The 17,295-nt window shown below is 71.7% G+C and carries 12 protein-coding genes; 5 read left to right on the top strand and 7 right to left on the bottom strand.

Features of this window, described 5'->3' with window-relative positions; genetic code table 11:
- The first annotated feature begins 108 nt into the window (after positions 1 to 108).
- Positions 109 to 1,776: a hypothetical protein gene (locus PZE19_RS11990; protein WP_277860854.1), complete on the top strand. Its 1,668-nt coding sequence runs from the start codon at positions 109 to 111 to the stop codon at positions 1,774 to 1,776.
- Between the two features lie 31 nt (positions 1,777 to 1,807).
- Here the strand turns inward: PZE19_RS11990 and PZE19_RS11985 are convergent, their stop codons facing one another.
- Positions 1,808 to 2,767: a PIG-L deacetylase family protein gene (locus PZE19_RS11985; protein WP_277860853.1), complete on the bottom strand. Its 960-nt coding sequence runs from the start codon at positions 2,765 to 2,767 to the stop codon at positions 1,808 to 1,810.
- 146 nt (positions 2,768 to 2,913) lie between these two features.
- On the opposite strand from PZE19_RS11985, the gene PZE19_RS11980 reads away from it, so the two are divergent.
- Together PZE19_RS11980 and PZE19_RS11975 are read left to right on the top strand one after the other, a co-directional pair.
- Entirely contained in the window at positions 2,914 to 4,788 is a 1,875-nt protein-coding gene (locus PZE19_RS11980) for a hypothetical protein (RefSeq protein ID WP_277860852.1), read from the top strand.
- Between the two features lie 59 nt (positions 4,789 to 4,847).
- On the top strand, positions 4,848 to 5,747 hold the full coding sequence (locus PZE19_RS11975) for a DNA integrity scanning protein DisA nucleotide-binding domain protein (protein WP_277860851.1): 900 nt from the start codon (positions 4,848 to 4,850) through the stop codon (positions 5,745 to 5,747).
- A gap of 22 nt (positions 5,748 to 5,769) precedes the next feature.
- Here PZE19_RS11975 and PZE19_RS11970 read toward each other — a convergent pair whose 3' ends face one another.
- From PZE19_RS11970 to PZE19_RS11955, 4 genes are all read right to left on the bottom strand, one after another.
- On the bottom strand, positions 5,770 to 6,270 hold the full coding sequence (locus PZE19_RS11970) for an SMI1/KNR4 family protein (RefSeq protein WP_277860850.1): 501 nt from the start codon (positions 6,268 to 6,270) through the stop codon (positions 5,770 to 5,772).
- 332 nt (positions 6,271 to 6,602) lie between these two features.
- A complete protein-coding gene (locus PZE19_RS11965; protein ID WP_277860849.1) occupies positions 6,603 to 7,124 on the bottom strand; it encodes a hypothetical protein in 522 nt (173 codons plus the stop codon).
- A gap of 283 nt (positions 7,125 to 7,407) precedes the next feature.
- Entirely contained in the window at positions 7,408 to 7,701 is a 294-nt protein-coding gene (locus PZE19_RS11960; protein ID WP_277860848.1) for a hypothetical protein, read from the bottom strand.
- 25 nt (positions 7,702 to 7,726) lie between these two features.
- Positions 7,727 to 9,367: a hypothetical protein gene (locus tag PZE19_RS11955; protein WP_277860847.1), complete on the bottom strand. Its 1,641-nt coding sequence runs from the start codon at positions 9,365 to 9,367 to the stop codon at positions 7,727 to 7,729.
- A gap of 476 nt (positions 9,368 to 9,843) precedes the next feature.
- Between PZE19_RS11955 and PZE19_RS11950 the strand changes: the two genes are divergently transcribed.
- Positions 9,844 to 11,595, top strand: a complete 1,752-nt coding sequence (locus tag PZE19_RS11950; protein ID WP_277860846.1) for a sigma-70 family RNA polymerase sigma factor — start codon at positions 9,844 to 9,846, stop codon at positions 11,593 to 11,595.
- 279 nt (positions 11,596 to 11,874) lie between these two features.
- Here PZE19_RS11950 and PZE19_RS11945 read toward each other — a convergent pair whose 3' ends face one another.
- Positions 11,875 to 12,432: an isochorismatase family protein gene (locus tag PZE19_RS11945; protein WP_277860845.1), complete on the bottom strand. Its 558-nt coding sequence runs from the start codon at positions 12,430 to 12,432 to the stop codon at positions 11,875 to 11,877.
- 190 nt (positions 12,433 to 12,622) lie between these two features.
- Between PZE19_RS11945 and PZE19_RS11940 the strand changes: the two genes are divergently transcribed.
- On the top strand, positions 12,623 to 14,392 hold the full coding sequence (locus tag PZE19_RS11940) for a response regulator (RefSeq protein WP_277860844.1): 1,770 nt from the start codon (positions 12,623 to 12,625) through the stop codon (positions 14,390 to 14,392).
- A 220-nt stretch (positions 14,393 to 14,612) separates the two neighbouring features.
- Here the strand turns inward: PZE19_RS11940 and PZE19_RS11935 are convergent, their stop codons facing one another.
- On the bottom strand, positions 14,613 to 16,736 hold the full coding sequence (locus PZE19_RS11935) for a vWA domain-containing protein (protein WP_277860843.1): 2,124 nt from the start codon (positions 16,734 to 16,736) through the stop codon (positions 14,613 to 14,615).
- Positions 16,737 to 17,295: the final 559 nt, after the last annotated feature.

Genomic DNA, 17,295 nt, shown 5'->3' with positions numbered 1-17,295 from the left:
ACGGACGAGCCCCCGGACGATGAGACGCCCAAACCGTCACAGTGGCGGGCGGGCCTGCGCCGGATGGCTCGCGGGGCCTGGCGGGGGCTAGTCATCGAGGCCGCCCTGTTGGCGTCCTTCGTGATCGTGGTGGTCGTCTGCGTCCTCTCGACCTGGCCCCTGGAACGTCCGATCGGGAGGATCGTCGATTTCGTCCGGACGCTGGCCTTCGATTTCGAGAGGCAACCGGGCGTCTTTCTCGCGGCCCTGCCGGCGGGGGCGCTGTTCGCTTGGGCGGCATACGAAGTTACGGCCTGGGGGCGGTCGCGGCAGCCCAGGACGGCGCCGACGGGGATCGTCCGCAGGGGGTGGCGAAGGCTGGAGTGGCCCGCCGCCCTGGCTTTCTTTTTCCTCCTGTTCTTCATCCCGGCCTGGAGGATCGCGGCCCGGATCGACGCGGCCGTCGCCGAGGCCGACCGGATCGCTCCGGGATGGCGGCTGGATCATCTGGAGGCTGTCCGCGAACGCGTCCCCGACGCGGAGAACGGGGCGCTCGTCGCCGCCGAGGCCGTCGCCAAGACCCCGTCGGGCTGGGTGACGACCGCCGGCGGCTCGCCCGAGTTCGACCGAGTCCTGGACGCCGTCCCCGAGCACGGCCGGCTCGACCTCGCCGACGTGGCGATCCTCCGCGACGCCCTCGGGGCCGTCCCGGAGGCGCTGTCCGCGGCGAGGCGGCTCGCCGAACGTGACCGCGGCCGGTACGAGATTCGTCTGGCGACATTGCTCTGGGCCACCGACTCGCCCGACGTCCGGACGGCGCAGCGGGTCGCCGGACTGCTGAAGCGGGACGTCGCGCTCGCAGCCCATGTCGGCGACGCGGACGCCGCGCTGCGGTCCTCCCTCGCGATGCTCGGGGTCGCCCGGTCGTTTGGCGACGCGTCGCGCGTGGGCCCCCAGGCCTGCCGCCTGTCGATCGACGCCTTGGCCGCCCGGTCCATCCGCTGCACGCTCGGTCAGGGCGAGCCCTCGGATGCGGCGCTGGCCAAGGTCCAGGCAGCCCTCCTCGCCGAGGCCGGACGCCCCATCGCCCGCGACGCGGTGCTGGCGTTGCGGGCGATGGACTACGAGGTCTACCGTCGCCTGGAGTCCGGCGTTCCCTCGCTCGACTCGATGATGTACGGGTCGTCGGGAGGGGTCGTCGACCACTTTGCGGCCTGGGTGCCCATCTTTCCACTCTATTGGGGCCACTTGCGGGCGTCGCTTCTCGAATGGTCCAACGAGCTGCTGGCGATCCTCGATCAGCCCGAGCGGGATTGGCTCGCGGCCGTGATGGACTGGGAGACGCGGAGCGCTCGGGAGTCAAGTCGGTGGCGATTTCTCGACCCGATGAAGCTGCTCGCCGGCACGTTTCGGCTCATGCCGAGCTTCGTCTTCCAGCAGCTCCAGCGCCGGGCCGAGTTGCGGTCGCTGGCGGTCGTGATCGCCGCCGAGCGGCATCGCCTGGCGACCGGCGCATGGCCGGCGTCGCTCGCCGAGATTCCTGCGTCGATCCTCCCCGAGCCCCCGACCGACCCCTGCACCGGTCAGCCCCTCAGGATGGAGCGGTTCGACGGCGGCCTGCGCGTCTACTCGGTCGGCCCGAACCGGCTGGACGAGCACGGCGTTGACATCTATAAGAGCTGGCAGTTGCGATGGCGAGGGATCGCGCCGAATGACGACGTCGGCGCGACGGGATGGGACGTCGGCCGCCGCGGGCTGCCGGCCGAGCCGGCGGGCTCCCGCGATGCGGCCCCTTAGCAGCGAGGGAGGATAGGCGCGACCGTCCGTGTCACTTCGCCGCCTCGCCGAAGAACGGGAAGAACTCCAGGAGTTCGGCCCGGTTGGGCTGGCGGCCGTATTCGCAGACCTGGAAGGCCTCGGCGGTCTGGACGGCCTTGCCGCGCTCGGGGCCGAGGAGGTCGACGAGCTTGTCGCGGAAGCGGTCGGCCGAGGCGCCGTAGCGCTTCAGGACCTGCTCCTTGAACCAGGTCTTGCGCGCGGCGGCGTCCTTCGGGACCTGGTCGAGGTAGCCGTCGATCCAGGGGAGCCACTCGAAGAACTGGCTGTCCATCTCGGCCAGGGCGGCGACCTTGCGGTCGAACACCGGGTCGATCGGGACGACGACGTCGGGGCGGAACGGGTTGGGCTGCTGGAAGCGGTCGGCGACGTAGAGGAAGACCGGGTTGGTCTTCAACGCCGGCGTGTCCGGGCAGAAGTTGGGGACGGCCACCATGTAGGCCGTGTCCTGCACGAGGATGCCCGTGTAGCGGTGGTCGGGGTGGTAGTCGTTGGGCCGGGGGGCGAGGACCAGGTCGGCCTTCCACTCGCGGATGGCGCGGGCGACGGCCTTGCGGTTCTCCAGGGTCGGCAGCAGCTCGGCGTCGTGGTTGTCGAGCGTCTGCGACTCGACGCCCAGGATCTTCGACGCCCGGACCGACTCCTCGCGGCGGCGGCGGGCGAGCGGGCCGCCCGAGATCTCGTGGTGGCCGGCGTCGCCGTTGGTCAGGCTCACGAACTTGACCGCGTGGCCGGCGTCGACCCAGCGCGCGGCGGTGCCGCCGGTGGTCAGCTCGCAGTCGTCGGGGTGGGCGCCGAAGACGATGATCCGGTAGGTCTTCTTCGATTCCATCGCGGTCTCTCCGCCGCGGGCCGAGGGGCCCCGCGCGTCCGTAAGAAGCAGGCAGGCCAGGGCGAGGGTCAGGGCGGGGGCCAGGGCGGTCGGCCTCCGGCCGCCGGGGGGGTGGTTCATCGAGGAAGCTCCTTGGGGGATGGGTCGGCCGCGGGCGGCCCGGGCGGGGCCGCCGGGAACGCCAGCGTACCACGTCCGGCCGGAGAGGCGACGGGGCGCCGGCGTCCGCTTGTCGGGCGCGAAAGCCGATCCGTACAATCAAGGCCATGAGACTCCACCCGGCAGCCCGGCCCGGACTCGCGCCCCTCCGGCCCCTCGTCGTCGCCCTGGCGGCCTGCGGGGCGGCCGCCGCCGCGCCCCTGCGCGCGCGGGCCGACGGGCCCGGCCCCGACCGCCTCGAACGTCCCGGCGGGCCCACCGTCGAGGGCCGGCTGCTGTTCGACCCCCAGGCCGGTTTCCGGTTCCAATCGGCCGGCGAGTCGGGCGCCCCGGCGCAGGTGCGGGCGGTCGGCCCCGGCGGGGTGGTCGGCTTCGCGCCCGGCCCGCCGCCGGCGACGACGGTCCCGCCGCTGTTCCAGGCCGGCCTGGGCGAGTCCGGGCGGATCTCCGGGACGCTGCGGGCGATCGCCGAGGACGCCGTGACGCTGGCCGTCCCCTGGCAGGCCGTCGACGTCGTCGTGCGGCGGCCGGGCGTCCAGTCGCTGGTGCAGCGGCTGGGCGAGGCGCGGGTCCTCGCCGACGGCTTCGACGCGCTCGACGCGGCCGCCTGGGGCGTCGTCGGCCAGCCCCGCGCGGTGGCCGAGGGGGGCGAGACCGCCGTGCTCCTGCCGCCCGGGGGGTCGTCGATCGAGCGCCGGTTCGAAGAGCCGATCGAGTCCGGGCGGGTCGACCTGACCTTCCGCGACGACGGCGTCGTCCGCCCCGGCCAGCGCTGGACGCTCACGCTGACCTTCCGCGCGCCGGGGGGGCCGGCGGACCTCCGCGTGCTGCTGGGCTGGGCCGAGGAGAGCCTGGCGGTCGAGGCCCCCGACGGCCCGGCGCTCCCCGTCCAGCGGCTCGCGCGCACCGACGGCTGGCGGCGGCTGTCGATCCGGTTCGGCGGCGACCGCACCGAGGTCTCGGTCGACGGCAAGGACCTCGCCCACGGCCGGGGGCCGGCCGGCCCGCTGGAATCGATCCGGGTCGCCACGGTCGGCGAGCCGACGAAGGACGCCGGGCCGGGCGGCTACGTCGGCGCGATCCAGGCGGCCCGGTTCGCGCCGGTCGCCTCCAGCCTGGAGATCGACCCGACCCAGGACGAGGCCCGCCTGGTGGTCGGCGACCAGTTCTACGGCACGGTCCGCCGCGGCGATCGCGACCGCGTCGAGATGCTCGTCGACGACCGCCCGCTCGCGCTCGACTGGAAGGACCTCGCCGGCCTCTTCTTCCGCCGCGCCCCGGCCGCGGGCGCCCCCGTCGCCGGGGCCCTGGCGCGGGTCGAGTGGCGGGCCGGCGGCGACGAGCCGGGCCGCGCCGCCGACTTCGCCGAGGGCGCCGTCACGGCCCTCACCGACGCCGCCCTCACCCTGGCGACCCCCTTCGCCGGGACCCTGACGATCCCGCGCGACCGCCTCGTCCGGATCCGCGTCGCGGAGCCCGGCCTCCGCCTGGTCGTCGACCCCTGCGCCCACCACCTGGGGAACGAGTTCTTCTCCAAGCCCCCGCTGCTCGACCCGCCGATGCCCGAGGGGGGCGTGCTCGAGCGGCCGTTCGTCGTCCCGGCCGACGCCGGCGCGGGCCCGGCGTTCGTCGTCCTCGACGTGCTCGGGGTCGTCGGCGAGGCGACGGGCCTGGCGTTCTCGGAGAACATCCGCCGCGGCGAGCTGAAGACCTACGTCGCGATCGACGGCCGGCGGGTCGACTACCTCAACCGCCACGTCGCCGGCTCCAACGAGTCGCCCGAGCGGATCCGCGTGCCGATCCCGGCCGACGCCCTGCGCCCCGGGCCCCACGTCCTGCGCATCGAGCAGACGGGGCTGGCGGCGAGCCCGACCGAGTACGACGACATGGGGATCCTGGGCGTGGCGATCGAATTCGCCGCGGCGGGCGCCCCCCGGGCCGACGCCGGCCCCGCGGCCGCGCCGGCACCCCCTCGGCCCTGACCCGACTCCGACCCCGATCCGACCCCGTCCTCCGACATCGACGAATCGACGGCGCGCCCATGAAGATGCTCACGCGCAGCATGGTCCGACACGCCCACGCGATCGCCCGCGAGGTCGGCGCGCGGGTCGTGCTGCTCCACGCCGACGTCATCGAGGAGGACGCGGACCTCAACGCCCTGATCGAGGACGTCAACTTCCGGATCATCCTGGTCTCGCGGCGGTGCGACTTCACCCTGCCCGAGGAGCTGCGCGACGTCTGCCGCGTCGTCCAGCTCCCCGACATCGCCATGACCCGCGCCGGGCAGGTGAAGGTGGCCACCCTCGTCGCCGCCGCCGAGGACCTGGTGCACGCCGGCGACCGGATCCTCTGCCTGACCGGCGTCGACCGCTCGGGGTCGCTGGACACGATCATGGTCCTGGACATGGGGACCGAGATCGAGCTCTTCTCCGCCGGCGCGGCCGACCCGCTGCCCCCCGACGTCAGCCCGGCGGTCTTCGAGCGGATCCTCAACGTCGCCAGCGAGCTGGGGGTCGAGGGCCGCGAGGGCCGCCCCGTCGGCGCGCTCTTCGTCGTGGGCGACTGCGAGCGGGTCCTCTCCCAGAGCCATCAACTGGTGTTCAACCCCTTCCACGGCTACCCCGAGGAGGAGCGGAACATCCTCGACCCCCGGCTCGAGGAGACGATCAAGGAGTTCTCGGCCGTGGACGGCGCCTACATCATCCGGGGCGACGGCGTGGTCCTCTGCGCCGCGCGGTACCTGGCCCCCCGCGGCAAGCTCGAGGAGCCGCTCCCCCAGGGCCTGGGGGCCCGCCACGAGGCCGGCGCGGCGATCACCGTGACCACCGAGGCGATCTCGGTCTGCGTCTCGCAGTCCACCGGCACGGTCTCGATCTTCAAGCGGGGCCGGATGATCCTCGACATCCAGAAGCCCCGCGGCCGCCACGCCGACGGGCTCTGACGGACGGCGGGCCCGCGTCGCTTCAGGCGGCCGACCCCGGCCCCGGGAGCGACCCCAGGAGGAACTCGCCCAGGTCCTTCGCCACCGCCTCGAAGTCGGTGCTCTCCTCGTCGTGGACCTCGTGGTCGAAGCGGACGATCGGATACTCGCCCCGGCCGTCGGGGCTGCGGGTGTCGAAGCAGTACTCGTCCCCGTCGCCGGGGTCGACGAGCTGGATCAGGAACGGCGGGGAAGCCTTCAGCGCCGGGTCGTTGATCGAGACGATGTCGCCGCCGAAGACGTCCGGGCCGAGGACCCAGTAGATCGGGAAGTTGTCGTAAGGCTCGGTGGTCGTGACCAGCTTCTTGTAGCTCGGCGGCAGGGGGACGCCCAGCGCCTGCTCGGCGGCGGCGACGAGCTTCTCGGTGGCCCGCGTCCCGTCGTCGGTCATCGGGCCGGCCTCGCCGACGTGGTTCAGTTTGCGGTGCCAGGCGCGGACGGCGGGGTCGTCCAGCCGCTCGATGTACTTGTCGATCGCTTCCATCTGTCGGCCTCGCGATAGGTGGGGGACGGCGGCGGGCGCGTCGCGCCCCGGAAGCGTCCTCGCCCCCCGACCGCGCGGCGGCTCATCCGGGCGACGGACGGCGGGACTCGCGGGGCCATGAGCGGCGGCCTCGTGGTCCCGGAAGCCGAGCCGGCGACATCCAGGCTATCACGGCCGTCGACCAGGTCAAGACGCACCATCACCGGCGATCGCGTTCGGCGGCCCTCGCGGGCGACGGACCGGGCCGCATGCCTGCGGAACGGAGCGGGCGGGGCGCACCAGCGCCCCGCCCCTTCGACGTTCGGCGACGATCCGGGAGCGGCGAGGGCCGCTCAGGTCGAGAGCGAGCCGACGCGATTCTGCATGTCGTAGGCCCCGTACTTGCGGAAGATCGCGCTCGCCTCGGCGGCGCGTTCGCCCGCGGCGACGGTCACGACCGTGCGGCCCGCCTCGAACTCGCTCTGGTAGTAGGTGGCCTCCTCCTCGGGGATGCCGGAGCCCACCAGCGCCCCGACGAGCCCGGCGACGCCGGCCCCGGCGGCGGCGTTGGAGAGCACGACCCCCAGGGTGCCGGCCATGATGGCCGGGCCGATGATGGGGATGACGCCCGAGAGCACCCCGAGCCCGGCGAGGGCGCCCAGCCCGAGTCCCGCCAGGGCACCCGTGAGGGCCCCCGACTCGACGGCCGAGCCTCCCGCCGTCTCCGCGACCCCGGTGGCCGCATCGGCGGTATGCCGGGTGGCGACGCCGATCTGCTGATCGGTGAATCCGGCCTCGGCGAGCTCGGTGATGGCCTGGTTGGCATGGCGGCGGTCTTCGAAGACGCCGACGATGGTGGGGGATGTCGTATTCATGTCATTGACATGAGCAAATCAAGCGCCGAAAAACTCCACGGCCGCCGGGGATCGCCGACGAGCCCGCGGCGTCGCCGCGATCCCGTGCGCTTTGCGGACCCCCGGGAGGCTCTCCGGAGGCTCTCGGCTTCGACCCGCAAGATCGACCGTCGCCCGGTTCCGGTGCATCCACACGCCCCCTCGGCGGCGCTCCCACGCCCGCACGCCGAGGCCGGCGGCGTCCGCGAGGAAGCCCGCGGCGCATGAAAGCACAAGCCTCTTCTTGTTCGTCGATTCGCCTTCGTCACGACCCGGCCTGGTCTTCGAAGCGTGCTCGGGCCAGGCGGCGGTTCATCCGGGGGATCGCGAGCAGGGCCGGCAGGGTCATGAGCTGCGCAGCCTGGTTCCACGGGCGCGGGGCGAGGAGCATCCAGGCGACCACGACCGCCAGCCAGGCCCACGTCAGGGCGGCGAGCCGGATCGCCACGCCCCGCTCCCGAGGCCTCGACGTGTTGGCGACGCCGAACCAGGTGCCGACGACCCCGCCCATGAGCCCGACGACGCTCCCTGCGATCGCCCCGGCCGTCCCCGCGTCCATCCGGAACCCCCCGGCCGGCCGTCCCTCACCGCCCCTTGTTGAGCTGATCGTAATAAGACCGGACGTGCTTCTCCAGGCTCTTGGGGATCCGCTGGTTCGAGAGGGCGTCGGCCGCGCCGCCGGAGGCGGCCTCGAGCTCGGCCTGGATGTTGATGCGGGCCTCGCCCTTGACGGCCTTGCCGGGCTCGCCGAAGCCCTGGAAGACGGCCTTGCCCTTCTGGATCTGCTGGTCGGTCTTGGTCTTGAACGTGGCCGTGTCGTCGGCCGCCTCGGCGCGGTCGCCGGCGCCGCGGCCCCGGCCGGACCCGTTGTTGTTGTTGCTCCGGCGGTTCGAGAACATGTCGTTCATGCCGGGCAGGCCCTCGCCGAGCTGGTTCAGGCCCTCGGCCATGCCGTTCTTGGCGTCCATGACCTCGGCCAGGGCGTCGTCGAGCGCCTGCATCTCCTCGGCGTTCTTGGCCATGTCGGCGAGCTGCTGCCGGGCCTCGCCCATGGCCTCGGCGGCCTGCTTGGACTCGCCCTTCTGCATGGCCTGCTGGGCCTGGCCCAGCTTCTCGGCGAGCTTCTGGAGCTGCTGGAGGTTCTTGGCCTGCTGCTTGAGCTTCTCGACCTCGCGCTCGTACTGCTCCTGGTTCAGGCCGCCGTTCTTGCGGGCCTCGTCGAGCTGCTTCTTGCGGTCGGCCATGTTGGCGACCTCCGAGAGCTTCTTGGCGGCCTCGCCGAGCTGCTTCTCGAGCGCCTTCTTCTCGGCCGCGGTGAGCTTGTCGGACTTGAGCTTCTCCTGCAGCTCCTTGACCTGCTCCATGGCCTTGGCGAAATCGCCGCGGGCCAGATCCTTGGCGAGCTGATCCATCGGGCCCTTCTCGCCCATGTCCTTGAGCTGCTGGAGCTGCTTGGCGATCTGCTCGGGCGTGCCGAGCTGCTTCTGGCGGTCCTTGAGGGCGTCGCTGAGCTTGTTCATCTCGACCAGCAGCTTGTCCTTCTGCGCCGGCGGGGCCTTGCCCAGCTCGTTCGACTTCTTCTCGATCTCGGCCAGGATGTTCTCGGCCTCGGGGAACTTCTCCTTGTCGATCGCCTCGCGCTTGGCGGCGACCTTCTTGGCCAGCGTTTCGCTCTGCCTGGCGACGGCCTTGGGGTCGACGGCCTTCGACGGCGACGCCGCGCGGACCGAGCCCGGGGCCCAGCCCGGCACGAAGAGCAGGCCGAAGGCGAGCAGGGCCGGGGCCGCGGCCACCCAGGCGCGCCTCGGCAGCTTGAAGCCGAACGCCGAGGCCACGTCGAGCGCCTCGACCCGGCGGATGGCGTCGGCCACGAGGGCCCGGCCGGCGGGGGTGTCGCGGAAGTCGTCGGGCAGGGTCAGGGCCGAGCTGACCCGCTCGTGGAGGTGGAACGCCCGGTCGAGGGCCGTCGCCGCGTCGAGCCGGCTGGGGCCGGTCAGGATCGCGACCAGGGCCGCGATCAGCAGCCCCGCGCCCGCCGCCGCGGCGAACGGGACCCAGTCGGGGCAGGGGAGGGGCCGGTTCAGGACCTTGAACGCGGCGATCGCCGCCGCCGCCGCCAGGAAGGCCCCGGCCCACGCCCAGACCGTCGCCCCCAGGAAGCGCTGGAACCGCAGCCGCCGGAAGACCCGCCCGACCGGCCTCTCCAACTCCCGCAAGCCGACCATGTGCCCGTCCCCCCAACCCTGGACGTGGATCCGAACCGAGCGGTTCTCCGACGAACGTCGTACCGAGTCAGTCTAGGCGCGGGACGGCCCGATCGCAAGCGGGAAAGTCGGACTGCGGCGAATGCCCGACCCCGGCCGACGGCCTTCGCGACGCCAGGCCGGCCCGTCGGCTTCCTTTTGGGTTCGTCCCTGCGCATCGAGCTGCGCTATCATGAGACATAAGTTGATACAGGAAATGGCTTGGGTCGAATTTGCCGTTTTGAAAATTGGCTTCGCTCGTTCATTTCGATGCGATTTCCGGCCATTCTTTCGATCCGCGGCCGTCCGACCGGGCGTGCGGAGCTTTCAAGAGACTATGCGCCCGGAACGTCGATCGCGGACGCCGGCTCGCGGAGAAAAACGGGGCCGGCGCGAAGAATCCGAGATTGAGGGGCCGGCTCGCTGCAGTAACCTCGGGAAAGGGGAGGGACGGGGTCATGCTGAGGTCGAGCCGGCGGACGGGGAGGGAGGTCGAGCGGCTGCTTCGCGACGGGGTCGACCCGCCCGGTGGGGACGCGCGGCTCCTGCACAGATACCTGGCCGAGCGCGACGAGGCCGCCTTCGAGGCGATCGTCGACCGCCACGGCCCGTCGGTGCTGGCCCTCTGCCGCCGCTACCTGCGCGACCCGGCCGACGTCGAGGATGCGTTCCAGGCGACCTTCCTGATCCTGGTCCGCAAGGGCCGAAACCTGCGCGACGGCGACGCGCTGTCGAGCTGGCTTTACGGCGTGGCCTACCGCGTCGCCGTCCGGGCCCGCTCCGAAGCCTTCCGGCGCCAGGCCCGAGAGGGCAAGCGTGAGGCCGTCCGCGAGGCCCTCGCCGACCCCGAGCCCGCGCCCGACGACTCGCTGGAGACCCTGGACCGTGAGCTGTCGCGGCTGCCCGAGAAGTACCGCGCCCCGCTGGTGCTCTGCTACCTGAAAGGCCGGACGCACGACCAGGCCGCGGCCGAGTTGGGCTGGCCCGTCGGCACGGTGCGCAGCCGGATGGCCAGGGCCCGGACGGTGCTCCACCAGCGCCTGATGCGCCAGGGCGTGGACGCCTCCGCAAGCCTGGCGATGCTGCGGGCCGACCTCGCCGGCTCGTCGATCGTCCCGTCGTCGCTCGTCGCGACGACCGTGGCCGCCGTCGGCCGATTCGTCGGCCTCTCCGCGGGCCTCGTCGGCCTGCTGTCGGCCTCTCCCCCGTCGTCCTCGTGGCCCGCCGCGGCCCTGGCCCAAGGAGTGCTCTCGACCATGTCGACCCCGCCCTGGAAGCTGCTCGGATTCGCCTTCGCCTCCGTCGGCCTGACCGCCGGCGCCTTCGCTGTCGCCGCCGGCACGCTCGACGCCGGCCTTCAAGAAGACCCGCCCCGTCCTCCGGCCCCGCCGGTCGTCGAGAAACCCGTCGACAAGGCGGCGGGACAGCCGTCCGGAACCAGGTCGGCCGAGGACCGGCTCTCCCAGGTGGAGGAGAAGCTCGACCGTCTCATCGGCCTGATGGCGAAGCCGACCGACGCGCCTCCGCCGGCAGTCCCCCCGCCCGTCGCCAGCCGATCACTCGCGATCGCCCCCTCGACCTCGTCGATCAAGGACGTCGGCGAGGCCATCGGCCTGAAGCCGGCCGCCCTGTCGCCCTCCGACGCCCGCAGCCTCCGCGAGATCGAGGCGCAGCTCGTGAGCGCCTACCGGAAGTACAAGATCACCGAGAGCTACCTGGGCAAGACCAACGACTTCCTCTCCGAACTCCAGGCGCAGAGCCTCCGCGAGGACGCCGTCGCCCCGGCCCGCGTGCTGCTGGCCCGGCTTCGGGAGCTGGAGGATCAGGCATTGGTGGAAGAGGCGGAGAGCCGGAATACCCTCAAGGACCGGGCGGGGCACGTCGCCGAGGCACGCAAATTACTCCAGCGGGAGGAAGCACAGCACCAGCAAAACAGGGAACTGGAGGCGAAGTTTGTAGAACGTCCGGAGGAGCTTGGAAAGCGGATGGACCGTCGTACTGTTGATCGAGCCCTTGAGAAGTCCGAGCTTCGATTCAAGGACGCAACGGAGGCGCTGAACTCGGCCGAGCGGGAGAGCAACGCCGCGGAGACAGGCCTCAAATATAGACAAGAGCGGATCACGGCCGTCCGCAGGTTGCTCACCTGGGCGCAGGAGCATTTCCAGGACGTTATGCTCACGATCGACGACGCCGCCCCCGTCGCGAAGTGAGGGGAAGCCGCTCCTCGTCTGGATCATCCATCAAGGCCTTCCCCCCTCGCGGCGGAAGGTGGCCGAAGGCCGGAAGAGAGGGTGACGAGCCAAAAAGCTTTCGCGCTTTCATGCGATCGTCTTCCCTTCTCCCCCCGGGAGAAGGTGCCGCGCAGCGGCGGATGAGGGTCGTCGGAATTCGGAGGGCATGTCGGTCCACGGAGGCGTCCGCGAAGCGCCATGACCCTCATCCGGCCCTTCGGGCCACCTTCTCCCGAGGGGAGAAGGAGAGGGCTCCGCTCAAACAGGTTCCTTCACCAGGCCGCTGATCGCCTTGAACTCGGGGCGGTCGGCGGTCGCGCACCATTCGAAGAGGACGGCTTCGGTGGTGGAGATGGTGGCGCCGGCGGCCTCCAGGCGGCGGAGGGCGACGTCGCGGTCGAAGGGGTTGCGCGAGGCGACGGCGTCGGCGGGGACCTGGACGCGGAAGCCCAGGTCGAGCAGGTCGAGCGCGGTCTGGGCGACGCAGACGTGGGCTTCCAGGCCGGCGAGCGTCACGTGGCGGGTCAGGCGGCCGTAGAACTGCTCCAGGACCTGCGGGGCGGAGCAGCAGGCGAACGTCAGCTTGGAGGCGCGTTCGGGGATCAGCTCGGCGAGCGGCCCGACGGTCGCGCCGAGCCCCTTGGGGTACTGCTCGGTGGCCTGGACCGGGACGTGCAGGAGCCGCGCGCCGCGGACCAGCCGGAGGACGGCGGCGACGACCCTGGGCCCGTCGGCGACGGCGGCGACGAGCTTCTCCTGGACGTCGATCACGAGCAGGGCGCCCTGGTGGGCGGTCAGGCGTTGGGTGGAGCGCATGGAATCGGTCCTTCCGGGGCGGGTTCGTCGGTCATCACGCTCCAGTCTAGCGGATCCTTGCCCGGGGGGGGCGTGCGGCATTAGGATGGCTGGGGATCGCCCGCATGGACGCCCTCTCCCCGATCCCGTCGCGGATCGACCGCCGATCGCCGCCTCCGTTTCGTTCGTCTAGAAGCACTGGGTTGACCACGTGGCCGAGAAGCCTCGCATCCTTGTCATCGAGCGCGAAGCGTCGCACGGCGAGGCGATCCTCGACAAGCTGGCGGACTCCGTCGACGTCGTGTCGGTCCGGTCGATCTCGAAGGCGCTCTCGCTGCTGCGCGACGGCCGGTTCGAGGGGGTCTACGTCGACGCCTCGCAGCTCGCCGCGGCGCGCTGGGTGGGGATGATCATCCAGGCCGAGGAGATCCTCGACGCGATCGCCGACGGCGTGGCCGTGGTCGACCCCGACCTGCGGATCATCTGGGCCAACCCCGAATTCCTCTCGTTCACGGCCGACCCCGACCGCGTGGTGGGCTCGCGGTTCTACCAGGCGCTCGTGGAGGCCGACATCCTCGGCCCCGAGCCCTGCCCGTTCACCACGGCGGTCGCCTCGCGGGCGCCCTCGAACACGGTCGTGAAGATCCGCAACAACCGCTACCTGCGGGTGACGGTCACGCCGGTCTTCGACTCCAAGCACGTCCTGACGCACCTGATCGCCCTGACCCGCGAGATCACCGACGAGACCCAGCAGCAGCTCAAGGTCAACGCCATCGCCCAGGCCGGCGACGAGCTGGCCGACCTCACGCCCGACGAGCTGTCGCAGATGGGCGTCGAGGAGCGGACCGACCTGCTCAAGTACAACATCGCGCGGCACATGAAGGACCTGATGGGGCTGGACTTCATCGAGATCCGCCTGCTCGACCGCACCAACGGCCGGCTGATCCCGCTGTTGACCGAGGGGATGACGCCTCTGGCCGCCATGCGCGAGCTGTCGGCCTCGAAGCAGGGCCAGGGTGTGACCGGCCTGGTGGCGGCGACCGGCCAGAGCTACCTGTGCCCGGACACGACCAAGGACCCGTACTACCTCGAAGGGGCCGAGAACGCCCGCAGCTCGCTGACCGTCCCGTTGATCTACCACGGCACCGTGATCGGCACGCTCAACGTCGAGAGCCCCCAGCCCGACTCGTTCGACGAGCGCGACCGCCAGTTCCTGGAGATCTACGGCCGCAACGTGGCCTCGGCCCTGAACACGCTGGAGCTGCTGCAGGCCGAGAAGGCGAGCACCGCCAACGCCTCGATCCAGGCCATCAGCCGCGAGGTCGCCCTGCCGCTCGACGACGTGATCACCGACGCCGTCACGGTCCTCGACCGCTACGCCGGCCACGACGAGGACGTGATCGCCCGCCTCCGCCACCTGCTGTACCGGGCCCGCGAGATCCGCGGCATCATCCAGAAGGTGGGCTCGACCCTCGCGCCGACCCCCTCCACCAGCCGCCTCCCCCCCGCGCCCGCCGCGCGGCTGGCCGGCGCCCGGCTGCTGGTGGTCGACGCCGACGAGGCCATCCGCCGCTCGGCCCACCAGCTTCTGGGCATGCAGGGCGCCGTCGTCGAGACCGCGCGCGACGCCCGCGAGGCCGTCGCCCTCGCCCGCCAGGAGGCCTACTCGGCGGCCCTCGCCGACATCCGCCTGCCCGACATGGACGGCTACGCCATCTTCAAGCGGCTCCGCGAGGTCCAGCCCGACACCCCCGTCATCCTCATGACGGGCTTCGGCTACGACCCCACCCACTCCATCGTCAAGGCCCGTCAGGAGGGCCTGCAAACCGTCCTCTACAAGCCCTTCCGCTCCGACCGCCTGATGGAGGCCGTCGAACAGGCCCTCCACATCCAGGCCCCCCGCGCCGAGGACGCCGCCCCCCCCAAGCCCGCCGCCGAGGCCCCCGCCGCCCCGACCGACGGTGCGCCGTCGCCCGGCTGAACGAGCCCATCACGTCCTTCCCCCTCGCGGGGAGCAGCCCGAGCGTGGGCTTCCGAGGCCGGCCCTCCGAATCCTTCTCCCGCCGGGAGGAGGCGCCTCGCAGCGGCGGATGAGGGTCGTGGGAGTCGGGAATGAGTGAGGGATCACGGAGGCTTTCTCGAAGCGCCATGACCCTCATCCGGCCCTTCGGGCCACCTTCTCCCGGGGGGAAAAGGAATTTTTATACATACACGCGTCGATTGTAGATGTACCACTCCAGGACCAGCACGCCCAGGGCCGCCAGGGCGGCGAGCTTCCACCAGTCGCGGCGGACGTCGGGGACGATGCGGGCGCCCTCGACGGGGGTGTAGCCGATCTTGATCTTGTACGATTCGGCGCGGCTCTCGGGGGCGCCGGCGGGGACGAGGCCGCGGGTGGCGAGGTCGCTCTCGCGGGGGTCGAACAGGTTGACGGCGAACGGGGCCGCGCCGCCGGTCCAGCGGGCCTCGTACAGGCCCGTGGCGACGGCGGCGTCGTCGACGAAGGCGCCTTGCGCGTTGCGCCCGATCGTCTTCGGGGACGAGCCGTCGGGCGGGGCGACCTGGATCGTCTTCTCGGCGGTCTCGGCGCGGATGAGGATCGGCCGGCCCGGCCTCGCCGGCGCGGCGTCCTCGCCGCCCGCCGCGCCCCCCATGGACTGGACGGCGTTGAACAGGAAGAGCGGGAAGCTGATGTAGCGGAACCATGTGGTGTTGGGCGTCGTCCCGTCGAGCAGCGGGAAGGTCGTCACGGCGTCGAGGAACCCCCCGCGCGGGACGACGAAGGCCAGGGCCCCGGCGTCGCCCTCGATCAGCGGGACGGCCGCCGTCGGCAGCGGGTCGATCACCCGGGCTTTGGCGACGTACACGAGCGAGAGGTCCCGCAGGTACTGCATCAGGGGGTGGCCGACGTTCCAGTCGAGGATCGCCGGATGCTCGACGTCCTTCGGGGCGTCGTATCCCGCGCCGGGGGGGAAGACGCCGAAATACAGGGCGTTCGACTCGGGGGGCTCGTCGGGCCGCCAGCCGTCGAAGACCACGAGGTCGTAGCGCCCGCCCTTCATGTCGCGGGCGACGGCCTCGCCCTTGGCCTCGTCGGGCGTGACGGTCGTCACCTCGGCCTTCTCGACGATCGTGGGCGTGTTGAAGGCGTCGATCAGGTAGCGGTCGTTGGCCGAGACGACCAGCACCCGCGCCTTGCGGGCGTCGCCGACGACCACGAACGCCCGGTCGTCGACGGCCAGCGAGTCCTTCACGGTCAGCCGGACCTCGAACGCCGCGACGCCGGGCTCGGGCACGTCGAACTGGAACGCCTGCTCGCCCCGCGCGGGAATCTCGAGCGCCACGGCGTCGACCAGCCCCCCCTCGTCGCCGGGGCGGTCGAGCCGCTTGCGGACGAGCTGGGCCTCGGTCGTGACCGCCTCGGCCCGGTAGTTCTTGACCCGGCCGAAGACCTGGTGCAGGTCGGCCTTCTCCTCGATCCGGCGGGACTGGAGCGCGACGAGCGCGACGTTGTCCGAGGGGTCGCCGGCGGTCGCGGGGCCGGCGGCCGGGGCGGCGCCCTCGGAGGGGGGCGTGTAGGGCGGGGGCGGCGGGCCGATCACGACGACCTCGGGCTCCAGGTTGCCGAGGCTGAAGCCCTCGACGTCCGGGAAGCCGCCGTCGGTGTAGATGAACAGCTTGGGCGTGATCTGCGAGGTCGTCGCGACCACGCCCTCGCCGACCTGCTTCGACGGGTTCGCCAGCCCCGCCGCGACCTGGAGCGCCTCGCGGAGCGACGTCGTCCCCTGCGTCGCCGCGATCGCGTCGATCCGCTGGAGCAGCAGGCGCTGGTCGCCCGTGTAGTTCGAGACCACCTTCGCCGCGTCGGCGAACGAGACGATCATCGCCAGGTCGTCGCCCTGCATGTCGCGGACGACCTTGCGGGCCTCCTCCTTGGCCTTGTCGAGCCGGCTGGGGCCGCCCGCGTCGTCGACGGCCGTCATGCTCGCCGAGGCGTCGACCAGCAGCACGAACCGCCGCCCCTGGCCGCCGGCCCCCTTCATCTGCGGCCCGGCCAGCGCCAGCATCGCCAGCGCCGCGATCAGCAGTTGCAGGAACAGCAGCAGGTTCCGCCGGAGCCGCTGGAAGAGGCTGTTGACGTGGATGTCCTCCAGGCTCTTGCGCCAGAGCAGCGTGCTGGCGACCCGCACCGGCCGCCGCCGCAGCTTGAGGAAGTACAGAGCGACGATCCCCAGCGGCACCATCCCCAGCGCGGCCCAGAACGGCCACCCGAGCGGCGAGCTGAACTGCAGCGATCCCAGGCGGCTGAACAGGTTCCCCGGCATCCCCGCGACCTCCCAGGCAGTGACCTATCCAGAACATCGAGTCCTTCCCCGATCGCGGGAGAAGGTGGACCGAAGGGCCGGTCGTCGGCGATCTCCATGCTCGCGAACAGGGACTTACGAGCCGTCCCTCATTTTGGATTCACAAACGGCCTGGACCCTAGCTCCTCGGAGCCTGGATGCGTCCTCGATCGTCAAAGATACGAACATGCCGAATGTTATATGGGGGAGGTCGACCGGGTCGATGAAGATCGGGTGACATTCGACGACGCGGGTCCTGATCCTCCCCCCGTCGGCGATCAGCAGATCGACTTCTTCATCGGCGATGAATTCAGGAAACCCATCCGAACCCGCCCGCGGAAAACGTGAAAAGAGCCAGAGTCCACCCTTCTTGGGATTCCGATGCGTCGAGTGAACGATGAATCCTCGCTCGTCCATCGGGAGGCTCACCTGAGTCAGGATGCATTCGGCGACACGATGACGAACTCCGCCGACCCTCATCCGCCGCTGGGCGGCGGCTCCTCCCGGCGGGAGAAGGATTCGGAGGGTCGGCCTCGAAAGT

It is taken from the genome of Paludisphaera mucosa (assembly GCF_029589435.1).
GTDB classification, from domain to species: Bacteria; Planctomycetota; Planctomycetia; order Isosphaerales; family Isosphaeraceae; genus Paludisphaera; species Paludisphaera mucosa.
This window is presented reverse-complemented; position numbering and strand designations above follow the sequence as displayed.

Coding starts and splice junctions, on each gene's coding strand:
- PZE19_RS11985 (WP_277860853.1), bottom strand. CDS start 2,767: ATGAACCACCCCCCCGGCGGCCGGAGGCCGACCGCCCTGGCCCCCGCC.
- PZE19_RS11965 (WP_277860849.1), bottom strand. CDS start 7,124: ATGAATACGACATCCCCCACCATCGTCGGCGTCTTCGAAGACCGCCGC.
- PZE19_RS11960 (WP_277860848.1), bottom strand. CDS start 7,701: ATGGACGCGGGGACGGCCGGGGCGATCGCAGGGAGCGTCGTCGGGCTC.
- PZE19_RS11980 (WP_277860852.1), top strand. CDS start 2,914: ATGAGACTCCACCCGGCAGCCCGGCCCGGACTCGCGCCCCTCCGGCCC.
- PZE19_RS11970 (WP_277860850.1), bottom strand. CDS start 6,270: ATGGAAGCGATCGACAAGTACATCGAGCGGCTGGACGACCCCGCCGTC.
- PZE19_RS11950 (WP_277860846.1), top strand. CDS start 9,844: ATGCTGAGGTCGAGCCGGCGGACGGGGAGGGAGGTCGAGCGGCTGCTT.
- PZE19_RS11975 (WP_277860851.1), top strand. CDS start 4,848: ATGAAGATGCTCACGCGCAGCATGGTCCGACACGCCCACGCGATCGCC.
- PZE19_RS11945 (WP_277860845.1), bottom strand. CDS start 12,432: ATGCGCTCCACCCAACGCCTGACCGCCCACCAGGGCGCCCTGCTCGTG.
- PZE19_RS11935 (WP_277860843.1), bottom strand. CDS start 16,736: ATGCCGGGGAACCTGTTCAGCCGCCTGGGATCGCTGCAGTTCAGCTCG.
- PZE19_RS11955 (WP_277860847.1), bottom strand. CDS start 9,367: ATGGTCGGCTTGCGGGAGTTGGAGAGGCCGGTCGGGCGGGTCTTCCGG.